12 protein-coding genes are annotated in these 15929 nt (G+C 41.6%); 11 read left to right on the top strand and 1 reads right to left on the bottom strand.

Annotated elements, in window-relative coordinates; translation table 11 throughout:
- Window positions 1-198 precede the first annotated feature (198 nt).
- The 4 genes from PSI06_RS19205 to rlmB all read left to right on the top strand — a co-directional run bounded on the left by PSI06_RS19205 (window position 199) and on the right by rlmB (window position 5301).
- Window positions 199-1296, top strand: a complete 1098-nt coding sequence (locus tag PSI06_RS19205; RefSeq protein WP_273604646.1) for a sensor histidine kinase — start codon at window positions 199-201, stop codon at window positions 1294-1296.
- Between the two features lie 2 nt (window positions 1297-1298).
- Window positions 1299-1913, top strand: a complete 615-nt coding sequence (locus tag PSI06_RS19200) for a response regulator transcription factor (protein WP_029772010.1) — start codon at window positions 1299-1301, stop codon at window positions 1911-1913.
- Between the two features lie 146 nt (window positions 1914-2059).
- On the top strand, window positions 2060-4561 hold the full coding sequence (rnr, locus tag PSI06_RS19195) for a ribonuclease R (protein WP_273604647.1): 2502 nt from the start codon (window positions 2060-2062) through the stop codon (window positions 4559-4561).
- Window positions 4558-5301: a 23S rRNA (guanosine(2251)-2'-O)-methyltransferase RlmB gene (gene rlmB, locus PSI06_RS19190; protein WP_029772012.1), complete on the top strand. Its 744-nt coding sequence runs from the start codon at window positions 4558-4560 to the stop codon at window positions 5299-5301. The genes rnr and rlmB overlap by 4 nt, the downstream gene beginning before the upstream one ends.
- A gap of 199 nt (window positions 5302-5500) precedes the next feature.
- Here the strand turns inward: rlmB and PSI06_RS19185 are convergent, their stop codons facing one another.
- Complete coding sequence (locus PSI06_RS19185; RefSeq protein WP_054982828.1) at window positions 5501-6349, bottom strand: LysR family transcriptional regulator; 849 nt, start codon at window positions 6347-6349, stop codon at window positions 5501-5503.
- Window positions 6350-6475: 126 nt separating this feature from the next.
- On the opposite strand from PSI06_RS19185, the gene PSI06_RS19180 reads away from it, so the two are divergent.
- The 7 genes from PSI06_RS19180 to PSI06_RS19150 all read left to right on the top strand — a co-directional run bounded on the left by PSI06_RS19180 (window position 6476) and on the right by PSI06_RS19150 (window position 15782).
- Window positions 6476-7075 carry a hypothetical protein gene (locus PSI06_RS19180; RefSeq protein WP_004587594.1) on the top strand — a complete coding sequence of 200 codons (600 nt, stop codon included), beginning with the start codon at window positions 6476-6478 and terminating at the stop codon, window positions 7073-7075.
- Between the two features lie 98 nt (window positions 7076-7173).
- Window positions 7174-8256 carry a glycine cleavage system aminomethyltransferase GcvT gene (gcvT, locus tag PSI06_RS19175; protein WP_273604648.1) on the top strand — a complete coding sequence of 361 codons (1083 nt, stop codon included), beginning with the start codon at window positions 7174-7176 and terminating at the stop codon, window positions 8254-8256.
- Between the two features lie 72 nt (window positions 8257-8328).
- Entirely contained in the window at window positions 8329-8718 is a 390-nt protein-coding gene (gcvH, locus tag PSI06_RS19170) for a glycine cleavage system protein GcvH (RefSeq protein ID WP_004587592.1), read from the top strand.
- Between the two features lie 154 nt (window positions 8719-8872).
- Window positions 8873-11764 carry an aminomethyl-transferring glycine dehydrogenase gene (gene gcvP, locus PSI06_RS19165; RefSeq protein ID WP_273604649.1) on the top strand — a complete coding sequence of 964 codons (2892 nt, stop codon included), beginning with the start codon at window positions 8873-8875 and terminating at the stop codon, window positions 11762-11764.
- Between the two features lie 236 nt (window positions 11765-12000).
- A complete protein-coding gene (locus tag PSI06_RS19160) occupies window positions 12001-12156 on the top strand; it encodes a hypothetical protein (protein ID WP_273604650.1) in 156 nt (51 codons plus the stop codon).
- 256 nt (window positions 12157-12412) lie between these two features.
- Window positions 12413-14671, top strand: coding sequence for a hypothetical protein (locus tag PSI06_RS19155; RefSeq protein WP_273604651.1), 2259 nt, complete (start codon window positions 12413-12415; stop codon window positions 14669-14671).
- 136 nt (window positions 14672-14807) lie between these two features.
- Window positions 14808-15782: a transposase gene (locus PSI06_RS19150; protein WP_273604652.1), complete on the top strand. Its 975-nt coding sequence runs from the start codon at window positions 14808-14810 to the stop codon at window positions 15780-15782.
- Window positions 15783-15929 lie beyond the last annotated feature (147 nt).

Genomic DNA, 15929 nt, shown 5'->3' with positions numbered 1-15929 from the left:
TTCCATGTCCCGTCTGTTAACATTAATCTTGGCATGTAGGTTCGGTGTAAAGTTTTCTGGCGAATTCAATTATACCTTATCTTCATGCTGTTTGTTTTTCATACCACAAAGATCAACACGCCCTAGTATTTTTGTGTTATTTATATTTATTAATAAAAATAATGTTATAAGCAATAACAATGAACTAGGGGCACTGGCATGAGTACAACAAATACGCTTTCAAAGCCCAGTAATAAAAAGTTTTGGGAATACGCACCTTTAATTTTTACTGGGTTTTATTTGCTTCCGACTCTTTTTAATCTATCTAACTTGCCAGTCAATACCATTGTAATGAGTGTGGCGTTTTATATTGTATTTATTTTGCTTTACATAAAAGCCATGCACTGTGAAACAAAGCGTATAACAACGCTGTTTGTTATTATTTTAGTGGTGTGTTTTAGCGCCACATTTTATACCACAGGTACCTCTACATTATTTGGTTTTATCGCGTTTATAGCTGGTGAGTCATACGCTAAAAAAAGCAGGTTATATGCCGTTTTTAGCCTTATATTTACGATGGCGTTAAGCGCTTATTTGGCAGATATAGCAAACATAAAATACTTTTTAGCCGGCACTTTATTAATATCAGGAGCGCTGCTGGCTTTTGGCATTGCAACCCAAAAAGAGCGCCTGCATAAAAAGCGCGAACAAGAAAGCGCTAACCAATTAGAGCAATTGGCCGCCATTGCTGAGCGCGAACGAATAGCGCGTGACCTACACGATATTTTAGGCCACTCACTATCATCTATTGCTTTAAAAGCTGAGCTTGCTAATAAGCTAAATCAAGGAGAGCGCTACGAACAAGCCAATAACGAAATAGCACAAGTAGCAGATCTAGCAAGGCAGTTACTTAGCGATGTAAGAAACGCCGTAAGCGATTTAAAACAACTTAATTTAATAAGCCAAATAGCCCAGCTTAAACAAAGGCTAATAGAGCAAGACTTTAACGTTAACTTTAATGTTGTATTAAATACCTTGCCTCCTAAAGTCGAAGGGATCGCAGGGCTTATAATTAAAGAAGCGGTAACTAATTTATTACGCCATAGCAGTAATAAAAACGCCGAAATAAATATAGAGCAAACACAGCATCAGCTGCATATAAGTGTGGTTGATAACGCACCTTGCAGCACGTTAAACGCAGGTAACGGTTTAAATGGTATTAAAGAGCGTGCAGAGCAACTTAATGGCCATGCCGCGTTTACCTGTGGCGATAAGTTTACTTTAAACGTAATGCTGCCAATTTCAGCTAAGGATTAATAATGATCAAAGTATATTTAGTGGAAGATCAAGCACTCGTGCGTGACGCTGTAGGGGCATTGTTAAGCCTTGATTTTAATATTGAAGTGATAGGCCAAGCCAGTAACGGCCAAGATGCCCTAAATGCAATAAAAGCACTGGCCGATGAGGCATTGCCAGACATAATTTTAACCGATATTGAAATGCCACACATGAGCGGTATAGAGCTAAGTGAGCAAATAGCGGCCACGTTCCCAACCATTAAAATGGTTATTATGACCACGTTTTCGCGAGCTGGTTATATTAGGCGCTCGCTCGCCCTAGGCGTTAAAGGTTTCATTTTAAAAGAAGCACCAAGTGATGAGCTTATCAATGCACTTAAAAAAGTAATGCAAGGGCAAAAGGTTATAGACCCAGAGCTTGCCATTAACGCGCTTGATGATGCCGACCCGCTCACAGATAAAGAGCGCAAAGCACTTAAGCTTGCAAGCGATGGCTTAAAAACAAGCGAGATAGCCAAACAGCTGTTTATAAGCGAAGGCACAACACGTAATTATTTATCCGATGCTATCGCAAAACTCAATGCCACTAACCGTGTTGATGCAGCGCGTATTGCAAAGCAAAAAGGCTGGTTATAATCGCGCTTATATTAAGTGATGATTAAGTCGATTAAGCGTATGTTTTACTTATTAAAGCGGTTTATTAAAAGTTTCATACGCTTTTACCTGTCTCATTTTACGTATATGGGTTAAAATACCTACATAACCAACTAACAAGATAGTGAATGTCAAACCAAGATCCAAATCTCAGCCGAGAACAAGAAAAGTACGAAAACCCAGTCCCTAGTCGTGAGTTTATACTTACTCACCTTCAAGAGCGTTCAAAACCTGCTAACTTCACGCAACTTTGTGATGAATTAGCTGTAAACGATACCGAACGCCAAATTGCATTTAAGCGCCGCCTTCGTGCCATGGAGCGCGATGGCCAATTGTATTTTAATAAGTTTAAATGTTACGCCCTAATTGACGAAGCCGGTTTAACCAAAGGCAAAGTAATTGGCCACAGAGACGGTTTTGGCTTTTTAGAAGTTGAAGGCGAGAGCAAAGATTGGTTTATAGCCAAGCATCAAATGAACATGGTGCTGCACGGCGACATCGTACTTGCTAAAGGCACAAAACGTGGCTCAGGCTCAAAATGTGATGCCCGCATAATTAAAGTACTCACCAACGAGCGCGCACCTATTGTAGGGCGTTATTTTGTTGAGCATGGTATTGCAGTTGTTGTAGCAGAAGACCCACGTATTACCCAAGATATTATTATTCTGCCAGGCAGTGAAAACGGCGCGCGTCATAACCAAATGGTGCAAGTGCAAATCACTCAAAATCCTAGCCGTAACATGAACGCGGTAGGTAAAATTATTGACGTACTGGGCGAGCATTTAGCGCCAGGTATGGAAATAGAGGTGGCACTGCGCAATCACGATATTCCTCATGTTTGGCCAGAAGAGGTGGAAGAACAAGTAGCTCATTTAGGTGAGTTTGTTGATGAAGCCGACAAACAAGGCCGTGTAGATTTACGCGACCTGCCACTGGTCACAATAGATGGTGAAGATGCCCGCGACTTTGATGATGCCGTATATTGTGAGCGTAAAAAATCTGGCGGCTGGCGCTTATGGGTAGCCATTGCCGATGTATCGCATTATGTAGGTATGAACACGCCGCTAAATAAAGAAGCGATTGCTCGCGGTAACTCAGTGTATTTTCCTGAGCAAGTAATTCCAATGCTGCCAAAAGTGTTGTCGAACGGTTTATGTTCGCTTAACCCTAAAGTAGACCGCCTTTGTATGGTGGCCGAAATGACGGTATCAGACGCAGGTAAGCTTTCGGGTTATAAGTTTTACGAAGCGGTGATGAACTCGCATGCGCGTTTAACCTACACCAAAGTAAATGCCATTTTACAAGGCGATGAAAAACTACGCGAAGAATACGCACCCGTAGTGCCACATTTAACTGACTTACAGCAAATGTATATGGCGCTTAAATCGGCGCGCCAAACCCGTGGTGCTATTGAGTTTGAAACGCTCGAGACGCGTTTTGTATTTAACGCACACCGTAAAATAGAATCAATTGTGCCGGTTGTTCGTAACGACGCGCACAAACTGATTGAAGAATGTATGATTTTAGCCAACGTATCGGCGGCTAAATTATTAGAAAAACACGAAGCCAGCGCGCTTTACCGTGTGCACGATGAGCCAGATCAAGAAAAACTAGGTAACTTTACTCAGTTTTTAAGTGAACTTGGCATTCAAAGCACATTAAGCGATGAGCCAACACCGAAAGAAATTACCCAAGTGTTAGCCCGTTTAGGCGAGCGCCCAGAGGCCGAGCTTATTCAAACCATGCTACTTCGTTCAATGAAGCAAGCGGTTTATCAGCCAGACAACATAGGCCACTTTGGCTTAGCGCTGCCTGCGTACGCACACTTTACCTCACCGATTCGCCGTTACCCTGATTTAGTGGTACACCGTGCAATTAAAGCGGTAATAAAAGCACAAGGTCAGCAAACATCGGGCGCATACGCGTACACCGATGATGAAGTAGACCAACTAGGTGAGCAGTGTTCAACCACCGAGCGCCGCGCAGACGACGCAACGCGTGAAGTTGCCGACTGGCTTAAATGTGAGTTTATGCAAGACCACGTGGGTGATGAGTTTAACGGGGTTATTTCATCCGTTACTAACTTTGGTTTATTTATACGCCTAGACGACTTACAAATTGATGGCCTGATCCATGTTACTAATTTAGGTGATGAATACTTCCGTCATGATGGTGCAAAACACACCCTAATTGGCGAGCATACACATACCGTTTACCGCCTTGGCGATAAAGTAACGGTACAAGTTGCTTCGGTAAGTTTAGATGAGCGCCGTATAAATTTAACGCTCAGTGGTGATGTAGCTCAAGATAGATACGCGCGTCGCCGTGGCTCAGCTAAAGGAGCAGGGCGCGGTAAATCAAGCCATGCACCAGCAAGTGTAAGATCGCAGCTTAAAGCGGGTAAAATCCCTGGAAAAAACACATCAGGCGATGAAAAACCTAAAGCTGGTAAAAAACCAGCCAGTAAAAGCAAAGGCAAACCAGCGGGTAAGTCTGGCGCAAAACCAGCCGGTAAAAAAGCCGCTGAAACCACCGCTAAGAAAAAACCGAAAAAAAAGGCAGTTAAAAAGCCTAAAAGACCAGGCAAAAATGCCCGTAAACGTAATAGCCCAGGAGCAAACAATACGTGAGTAATGAATTAATTTTTGGCTTTCACTCTGTTGAAGCAATTTTAGCAAAAGAGCCAGAGCGTTTTTTAGAAATTTATGCCTTAAAAGGTCGTGATGATAAGCGCTTATCCCCGATTATTAATGAAGCACGTAAATTTGGTATTTCTGTACAATTTATGCAGCGAAAAGCGCTAGATAACAAAGCAAACGATGAGCAGCACCAAGGCATTATTGCCAATGTAAAAGCTGCGCGTGTTTACAACGAAAAAGATTTAGATGAGATCATTGCTCGCGAAGACACGCCGTTTTTATTAGTACTAGATGGCATAACCGATCCGCACAATTTAGGTGCCTGCCTACGTAGCGCAGATGCAGCAGGTGTACACGCTATAATTGTACCTAAAGATAAGTCGGCCAAGCTTAACGGCACAGCACGTAAAGTTGCCTGTGGCGCAGCCGAAACCGTACCGCTTATTCAGGTAACAAACCTGGCGCGTACGCTTCGCGAAATTAAAGATGCAGGCGTATGGGTTGTGGGCACCGCTGGCGAAACAGACACCCACGTGTTTGATGCAAACCTTACTGGGCCAATGGCAATAGTAATGGGAGCAGAGGGCGAGGGCATGCGCCGTTTAACGCGTGAGCATTGCGACGTGTTAGTTAAAATTCCGATGGCAGGAAGTGTTTCTAGCTTAAATGTATCGGTAGCCACCGGTATTTGTTTATTTGAAGTGCTACGCCAACGTAACGTAAATAACTAATATCCAGTTGCTTAATTAATATATTTATTTTTAGGCAGCTAAGCGTGTCGATAGACAAAAACTCGTTATTTAGTCGTTTAAATGAGGGGGTTAGTTAGCGCTAGGTTTAGCTCACAAAACGCCGAGGTTATTTTAACCTCGGCGTTTTTTATGTAGCGTAGTTTGTAATTTTACAGGTTAAGCAAATCGCCAACGCGTACTAATAGCCTAATCGTAATGCGATAAACTCAGCGAGTTTGTCTACTGCGTGCTCCGACTCCCCACCGCTTTTTATTAAGCTAATGCCTATGCTACCAAGAGCTGGTAAATATTTACTTTGCGCCTGAAAATTAAGATCGCTTGGCACCGTACTTTTAGCCAGAACAGTAATACCTAAGCCTTCTTTTATGGCGGCTATTAATCCGGTTAAATCGGCATTACTGTAAACAATACGGTATTTGATATTGGCACTTTTAAGTGCATCTGTAGCGCGGCGCCTATAAATACAGCCCTCGGGCGCGGTGACTAAGGTTACTACCTCATTTTTTGCCTGTGCTAGGTCGCCCACCCATACTAGCTCGTCTTGCATAAAAATAGGGAACTTGTCTGAATTAAGGCGCTCGTTAAGTGCTAAAACAAGATCAAATTGATCTTGCCTTGAGGCCGACAGCAAATGTTTACTTAAGCGCGATTTAACCTCCAGCGATACCTCAGGATAAAGCGAGACAAAATCACCAATAATTGAGGGTAAAATACGTGCTGCAAATTCGCTAGGAATACCCAAGCGCACTTTACCGGTTATGCTTTCTGAGGTGAACTGCTGCAAAATAGCATCGTTATACTGCATCATTTGTTTTGCCATAGGCAAAAGTAGCTCACCGTACTGATTAAGCACCTGGCGCTGGCCCTGCTTTTTAAATAATTTATAACCGAGTAAATCTTCAAGGCGTTTAATTTGCAAGCTTACCGCAGGTTGCGATAACCCCAGAAGGTCGCCGGCTTTTGCAAATCCACCTACCTCAACAACCATTACAAAGGTACGCAAACTGTCGGTTGATATGTTTTTCATATTTAAAATTACAATTTATATAGCTACATATATAAGTATTATTTATCAATTGATAAATAATTACAATTTGTTGTTGTCACAGTGGCGCAATATACTTTTGGTATCAAAAATACACAGGTGTTTGTTATGACTTTTAACCCAATAATGTTTGCCCGCCACAGCAATGCTGCAAGTGCAGTTACCAATGCCGTGCAAGCAAATAACAACCTCGTTGTAATGGATTTTAGTGGCAGTGAAACCAGTGTATTTTTAAGCACTATTTTAGGGTTAGATCTCACAAAGCTTACAGCCAGTGGCTTAGGCCTAAAAGGCACGCTTGATGGCGATTTAAATTCTGATTACAGCTTTGCCGTTTATTACTTTAGCGAAACCGCATTTAGATTTGTATTACCGCACAGCGCAAGCTTGCAATTACAAGCACTGATAAACGAGCAGCAACTTCGTTTTGATATTGATTATGTACTACGTAGCGACCTTGCAACTCTTGCGCTGTGTGGAGCAAACGCATTTGATACCTTAATTAGCGCGTTTAAATTAACGCCAGGGCTGCGTTTATCAAACCCGCAACTATGTTATGGCGCGCAAAGCGGCGAAGTATTTATTACCGCCATAGATAAAAACGACGAACAGCACTTTGTGTTGGTAGCCAAGCAACAAGAACTACAAAAATGGCAACAGCACTTACAAGCACAAGGTTTTGCCCTAATGCAAAACGAAGCTGCCTAATACATAAAATAACCGGTAAACATAACCGTGTTTGCCTGTTGAGTTAAATCTATTTAAGCCACGCCCGCACAGGGTTAATTTAAAAGTGAAGGAATGTTATGACTTCTAAAACTGTACTACATACTAAGCACCTTGAAGCAGGCGCAAAAATGGTTGATTTTCATGGCTGGGAAATGCCAATCAACTACGGCTCACAAATAGAAGAACACAATGCAGTGCGTACCGATGCAGGTATGTTTGACGTATCACACATGACCATTGTTGATATTGAAGGCGAACAAGCAAAAGCATTTTTACGTAAGTTAGTAGCAAACGACGTAGCAAAATTAACCGTACCAGGTAAAGCGCTTTACACGGGCATGCTTAACGAGCAAGGCGGCGTAATCGACGATTTAATTATTTACTACTTTAGCGAAACGTTTTATCGCTTAGTGGTAAATTCTGCCACCCGCGAAAAAGATTTAGCTCACTTAGCTAAAGTATCTGCCGACTTTACAGTAACCGTAACTGAGCGCCCTGAGTTTGCAATGATTGCAGTACAAGGCCCTAACGCAAAAGCAAAAACAGCCACACTTTTAAATGCTGAGCAACAAGCAGCCGTTGAAGGCATGAAGCCATTTTTTGGCGTACAAGTGGGTGATTTATTTATTGCCACAACGGGTTATACTGGCGAAGACGGTTACGAAATTGTAGTACCGAACGAGCAAGCAGCCGATTTATGGCAACAACTGCTAGATGCAGGTGTAGCGCCAGCCGGTTTAGGTGCACGCGACACGCTACGTTTAGAAGCAGGTATGAACCTTTACGGCCTAGATATGGACGAAAGCGTATCGCCACTTGCAGCAAACATGGCATGGACCATTGCATGGGAACCTGAAGATCGTGACTTTATTGGTCGTGACGTACTTGTTAAGCAACGCGCCGAAAAAAGCACCCATAAACTTGTTGGTTTAGTGCTTGAAGAAAAAGGCGTATTGCGTAGCGGCTCAAAAGTAATTGTTGAAGGTGGAGAAGGGGTAATTACCTCAGGTACTTTCTCACCAACACTTGGTTTTAGTGTAGCCCTTGCACGTGTACCGCGTTCAACAGGGGATACAGCCCAAGTAGAAATGCGCAAAAAATTAGTTAACGTTAAAGTAGTAAAGCCTAGCTTTGTACGTAACGGCAAATCAATCATTTAAAAATTTGGTTATACCAATCACAATAATTATTGTGATTGGTATCCTCCCAATATAAACCAAAGGAACAAAATAATGAGCAATATCCCTAGCGATTTAAAATACGCCTCTTCTCACGAGTGGGTTCGCAACGAAGGTGACGGTACATTTACTGTGGGTATTTCTGAGCATGCGCAAGAGCTGCTTGGCGACATGGTATTTGTAGAACTACCAGAAGTAGGCGATGCAGTAGATGCAGGCGAAGATTGTGCAGTAGCAGAGTCGGTTAAAGCTGCATCAGACATTTACGCACCAGTTGGCGGCGAAATTGTAGCGATTAACGAAGAGCTAGAAGACGCACCAGAAACGGTTAACAACGACCCATACGGTGACGGCTGGTTATTCCGCATTAAAGCAACTGACGAGTCAGAGCTTGAAAACCTACTTAGCGCAGAAGACTACGCTAACACAATCGACGAAGAGTAATACTTTTCGTCGATGACAAAAGCCCCATTCACTGTTTTTGGGGCTTTTATGATTTAACGGCCTACTTCCCATACACAGTACGTTATTAAATCATCACATATTTTAATCAATACTAATTACCCGTTAGTATTTAGGATCATAGGAATCTAGACGCATGTCAAACGCCAAATCTCTTGAACAGTTAGAGCAAAAGCAAGATTTTATTCGCCGCCACATTGGGCCAAGCCCAGCACAAGTAAGCGATATGCTAAGTGCTTTAGAAGTATCAAGTGTGCAAGAGCTGATCGACCAAACTGTACCTGCAAGCATTCGCTTAGCGCAGCCATTAACAGTTGGCGAAAGCCGTACTGAAGTTGAAACACTAAGCTACTTAAAATCGGTAGCAAGCAAAAATAAAGTTTTCAAATCGTACATTGGCCAAGGCTACCACCCAACGCACGTACCGCACGTAATTTTACGTAACGTACTAGAAAACCCAGGTTGGTATACTGCGTACACGCCGTACCAGCCAGAAATTGCGCAAGGGCGTTTAGAGTCGTTATTAAATTTTCAAACTATGACCCTAGATTTAACAGGCCTAGATTTAGCAAGTGCCTCGTTACTTGACGAATCAACCGCTGCTGCTGAGGCTATGGGCCTTGCAAAACGCGTATCTAAAGCTAAAAAAGCCAATGCCTTTTTTATTGCCGACGACGTACACACACAAACAATCGACGTAGTAAGCACCCGTGCTGAGCAGTTTGGTTTTGAAATCATTGTAGGTAAAGCAGAAGATGCTGTTAACCACGACATTTTTGGCGCACTTTTCCAATACCCAACTACATCAGGTGAAGTAGTTGATATAACCGACCTAATTGCTGGCGTACAAAGCAAAAAGGCCATTGCCTGTGTTGCTGCCGACATTATGAGCTTATTACTCTTAAAAGCACCGGGTAAATTAGGTGCCGACGTAGTACTTGGTTCGGCTCAGCGTTTTGGTGTACCTATGGGTTACGGCGGACCACACGCTGCATTTTTTGCAACACGTGACGCATACAAACGCTCATTACCAGGGCGTATTATTGGTGTATCTAAAGACCGTTTAGGTAACGACGCACTCCGTATGGCAATGCAAACGCGCGAACAACACATTCGCCGCGACAAAGCCAACTCAAACATTTGTACAGCGCAGGTACTACTTGCCAACATGGCTGCGTTTTACGCGGTGTACCATGGCCCACAAGGCTTAAAAACTATCGCGCAGCGTATACATCGCTTTGCTGATATTTTAGCTGCTGGCCTAAAAGCCAAAGGTGTAGCACTTAAACACAGCACCTGGTTTGATACGCTAACAGTAGTGAGCGACAGCAAAGAAGACGTAATAGCACGTGCACTTGCCAAAGGCGTTAATTTTGCTACAAACCACGACGGTGAATACTCAATTTCGGTTTCAGAAACCACCACCCGCGCCGATGTAGCTGAGCTATTTGATATTGTACTAGGTGAAGGCCATGGCCTAAGCGTAGATAGTATTGCAGCAGATATTGAAGCAAACGGTAGCGACTCTATTCCAGCTAGTTTAGTACGTGATGACGAAGTATTAACGCATCCAAACTTTAATAGCTACCACAGCGAAACAGACATGCTTCGCTACATTAAGCGCCTAGAAAACAAAGATTTAGCGCTTAACCACTCAATGATCTCGTTAGGTTCATGTACCATGAAACTAAACGCGACCGCTGAGATGATCCCAATTACATGGCCTGAATTTGCAAACTTGCACCCATTCTGCCCGCTCGATCAGGCCGAAGGTTACCAAATAATGATTAACGAGCTGCACGACTGGCTAGTTAATATTACTGGGTACGATGCAGTTTCACTACAGCCAAACTCTGGCGCACAAGGTGAATACGCAGGCTTAATTGCTATTCGTAAATACCACGAGTCACGCGGCGATGCGCACCGTAACGTATGTTTAATTCCAAGCTCAGCGCACGGTACTAACCCTGCATCTGCGCAAATGGCCAGCATGAAAATTGTAGTGGTTGATTGCGATAAAAACGGTAACGTAGACATGGCCGACCTAAAAGCGAAAGCCGAAGAAGTGTCTGAAAACTTATCGTGTATTATGATCACATACCCATCTACACACGGCGTTTACGAAGAAACCATTCGCGAAATTTGTGACATTGTGCACGAGCACGGTGGCCAAGTTTACATGGATGGCGCAAACATGAACGCGCAAGTAGGCGTAACAAGCCCAGGCTTTATTGGCTCAGACGTATCGCACTTAAACTTACACAAAACGTTTTGTATTCCGCACGGTGGCGGCGGCCCAGGTGTAGGCCCAATTGGTGTTAAATCGCACCTTGCGCCATTTATGCCAAACCACAGCGTAATTAACGTACCGGGCACAAACATTAACAACGGTGCAGTATCAGCAGCGCCTTACGGTTCAGCCGCTATTTTACCTATTTCATGGGCTTACATTACCATGATGGGCTCAGAGGGCTTAAAACAAGCCACTGAAATGGCGATCGTTAATGCTAACTACTTAACACACGAGTTAAGCCAGCACTTCCCAATTTTATACCGTGGCCGTAACAACCGCGTTGCGCACGAATGTATTGTTGACCTACGCCCACTTAAAGAGCAATCAGGCATTACTGAAATGGACGTAGCTAAGCGCTTGCAAGATTACGGCTTCCATTCACCCACTATGTCGTTCCCAGTAGCGGGCACGTTAATGATTGAGCCAACTGAATCTGAGTCAAAAGGCGAGATAGACCGCTTTATCGAAGCGATGGTGTCAATCAAAGGCGAAATCGACAAAGTAATCTCTGGCGAATGGTCAATTGAAAACAACCCACTTGTATTTGCACCGCACACACAAGCTGACGTACTTGGTAACGAATGGGACCGCGCGTACGACCGTTTTTACGCTGCATTCCCAGTCCCTTCGGTAGCAAAAGACAAGTTCTGGCCAACCGTTACACGAATAGATGACGTATACGGCGACCGTAACTTAGTATGTTCATGCCCAGCGGTAGAGACATATCGCGACTAATTTTTGAACTTTAATGGGTAGTAAGTTCCATTATAGTTTGAAAATTTATCAAAATTATAAAAGCCGTTGCAGCAATGCAATGGCTTTTTTGTATGTTTACGATGATATATATCTACTAAAAAATACGCCAATACAAAAATAAAAATTTCTCAGCGAGTTACATAACTGACGGTTAGTCATTTTCTTTGTAAATTACTTGTCACCCAATACAGGGAAAATTCATTTCGGAGAAAATTATGTCTAAGTCAAAATCTAACCAAGCACCTATGACCACAAAAGCTGTTGCTCGTATTCAAAGTAGTGAGGCAAAAGCAAATGGCGGCCAAGTTTCATCAAAAGGCTTTGCTGCAAGAGCAGCTCGTGCTGCCGCTAATAATAACAAAAACGATTAAGGAGTCAGGACTAGGAAGTTATTGACTTCCTAGTCCTTTATTTTGATTATGTCTGCATATAGTAAAGATAAAGAAATTAGTAAGTTGGTAAGAGGCTTAATTAAGTCTGGTTGGGTGTTCAAACAAGGAAAGAAGCATGGCTTGATATATGCGCCTAAAGGTGGTCGCATTACAGTTCCTTGTACGCCGAGTGATAGACGCTCACATCTTAACTTTAAACGAAACCTAAAAAGAATTATGACAATGGAAGTTAATTATGCTTAAAGAAAAGCGCCAACCCTTTATGACACCTGTTGAAATAGTACGCATTATTGCGAGTACAATAGGAGTTAAAGCATCGAATAAACAGCTAGACACTTTTGCTTTCAAATATGACCAGCCCTACACCTTAGCTTCAAGCTTATTTAAGGAATCTATTTCAGTTCCTCTTTCTAAGTTCATCAGTAAGGACTTCTCTAAAAAATTAGAAGCTAAATTCGAATCAATGATGCGGGAATATATTGAATTGGTAAATTCAACTCCTATGGACGGTATAACCAGAGTAGAGACTGAAGCAATTCTTACCCGGTGGATCCTCGATACAATTGCTGTTGAATTCAATCTTTTTATGGGGAAAGTAATTGAGGGACCAAATTATTTAATGAGAAATAACCTTCATCCTAATGGGATAACCCAGGCGTTTGATTGGTTATCTTCAAATATTGAGTGGTGGGATAGCTTTCTTAAATTTATTCCAAAAGAAAAACGTCATCGCTTCAAGCTTTGGAAAAGTAATGATGAACTGCCAAAGCTATCTAATATAACAAATATTCCAGATTACCTTCCTAATTCTGAAGTAGAGGGGCATGAATGGGAAAAGATTAAAGTTGTTATTTTAGCAGCCCGTTTTATCGATAATTTACAGCGAAATTATGCCGATATTTACCCAGAACAATTAGTCAATGTTGATGCACTGAGGTTAAGTCAAGTTGAACAATATATATGGCATTTAAAAAGTAACAATCAAGTTTGGCTCAAACCGCTAGGGGAGCAAGGGCTAGAGATAGATTACATTTTTTATAAAAAGGGTGAAAATAAAGAACTCTCTGATGCAGATCGAAAACAGTGCTCAAAAACGTTGATTGATGAGCTTGAAGTCTCAACTTTTAAACACCCCGAATTTAATATGGGATATTGGCTGAGCTGGTATCGCGCTCGATGGCATGCGCTGAATGGGGAGCTTAAAGAAGCAAATAGCCACTTTAAAGCAACGTTTGAACAAGCTTTATTTTTTGCTGGACCATCGATACCTGAAATTATAAAAGAAGCCCTTAGTATTGCTTCTAACCTTAAACCTACACCAGATAAAGCTTTCATTAAAAGGTTGAAAAACTCTGCAATCCTATTTGGTATTGATATACCTTTGCATAAGGAAGATAAAAGCCAATTAGAAGCTAATCGCTTTGATAGTGTTGTTGAAGACTGGGAATTAAAATTATATGCAGCAACATTCCATAAGCATTTTCCACCGGCTTTACAGTTTAATGTCAGTTCCTCAACTGAAGCGCAACGGATAGGACCATTACTTGGTTTTTTTGAGCAAAGCATTAAGCCAAACTTCCGAAGCCCAAATAAAAAAATAGTGGTTGGGGATACCTGGGGTAAGCAGATGCCTCAAATAGTCTACTTTTCATGGATTAATTGCGTGGAAACAGTGTTCCAGTTGATTAATAAAGGTGTAAATGTAAATGCACTATCTGATTCCGATGAATCTGCATTACTTTTTTCTATCTTGCAAATGGATGTACTGGATCATGGTTCAAGCATGGACGATAGGTTATTTAAGCTAATAAGCTCTATTAAACATCGTGAAAGTGTTGTTAATACGAAAACATCTAAAAAAGAATTATTACCTCTAGTATGTGCCGTTGATACAGGTAGGCCAGAAGTCGTAGCTAAGGTCATAGAGATGGGAGCAAACGTTAACTTTAGAGGGAATACGGATAAACAATCAGCACTCTTCGCAACTTTATGTAAAATCGGAATTATAAAAAGACCAGAGGTTTGGAAGGACTTGATAAAAAATCATCCTTTGAACGATGAATTACTAGACACTTTAAAGCGACATTCTAACGGCCTAATGGGGGCTACTCCGGATGAAGTTAAAAGAAATTATGAAAAACAATTACAAGATCCAAACTTTCAAAAAATCATAGATTCAGGGCATAACTTGATGGTAGATAGAGTTAAAGAGTTTATGACATTAGATGGCATGAGAAAAATAGCTCAATTACTCATAAATGCAGGATCTGACGCTAATGCCGGTCATAAAACTAGGATTAATGGGTTTACACCTTTAATGCTGGCGGCTGAGCTAGATGAAGTTGAATTATTTGAAGCTATGATTCAGAAAAACGGAGATCCACTAATAACTGCTGAGCATCCTGAAACAGGGAGGCTATTGGATTGTAAGCATATTGCTTTCACCCATCAATCAAATAAAGTATTAAGGTACTTAGTTTCACAACAGAAATGAGCATAAACGTAATATCTATTTATTGATCACAGCCAAAGGGGGCAAGTCTTGACTTTACACAGCCAAAGGGGTCAAGTCTTGACTTTAGACATCAAGAGTCTAGATTTATAGTTTACTGCTTATTGAGTGAATTGCTATGTCTAGGCCGCTGCGAATAGAGTATGAGGATGCGTTTTACCATGTGATGAATCGTGGAAGAGGGCGTGAAAATACCTTTTTGAGCGATGGCGACTTTAAGTATTTTTTATATTGTATTGAGCAAGCAAGCCTTCGCTTTAATATTGAAGTGCATTCTTATTGTTTAATGACCAATCATTACCACCTACTAATCAAAACCCCGGATGCAAATTTAGGCCGAGCCATGAAGCATATTAATGGCCTTTATACTCAATACTTTAATAGAGCACATAACACAGATGGTGCACTGTTTAGAGGGCGCTACAAAGCGGTGCTGGTGGATGCAGGTAACTATTTATTGCATGTTAGTCGGTACATTCACCGTAACCCAATTGAAACGAGCACCCCGATGGTAGATGACCTTGCTAAGTATACATGGTCTAGCTATTCAGCTTTCATTAAAAGGGTAGCGATACCTAAATGGCTCGTCCGAGACTTTATATTTTCGCTGCAAGGTAAAAAGCGTAAATATGCTGCTTATCAACAGTTTGTTGAATTTGAAAATAATAAAGAAATAAGTGCTTTTTATAGTGCTAAAAAGTTATTGTCGGTTTTGGGTTGTGAAGACTTTATTGAAAACATAAAAGACTATATTGCCAAGTCAGATAGCGAAAGAAAGCTTGTTAGTAAAAAGCACTCAGCAGATGATGTTATAGCTTACTTAGCTCAATATTTTAATGTTGAAGTTAATGAGATTATAACGGTTAAAAAGGGGCGAAAAGAGAAAAATTTACCACGCTGGTTTGCTATTAAATTATGCCAAGATTTAACGGAATTAAATTTGCAGGCTCTAGCAGCTGTTTTTAATGTTGAGCATTATTCGGCGATATCGAAAGCTGTTGGTAGGTTTAATACATTAATGGTTGAAGATAAAAAGGTTAAATTACAATTGGAAAAACTTCGAGATTGTTTGTTGTCTGAAGTCAAGATTTGACCCCATTTCCCCATCTCCCAGACACGGCAAGATCATTATAAATTGAACTTATAGAATATGTAGTGATCAGATCAAGGCATAATAATCACCTTGGTCACGTAAAATATGAGCGCTACTTTTCTGAAACACTTTAATTCAATTACCGAT

The organism is Pseudoalteromonas sp. GABNS16E (genome assembly GCF_028598715.1).
Taxonomy (GTDB): Bacteria; Pseudomonadota; Gammaproteobacteria; order Enterobacterales; family Alteromonadaceae; genus Pseudoalteromonas; species Pseudoalteromonas atlantica.
The sequence above is the reverse complement of the archived record's forward strand: the minus strand, read 5'-3'. Positions and strand labels throughout refer to the sequence as shown.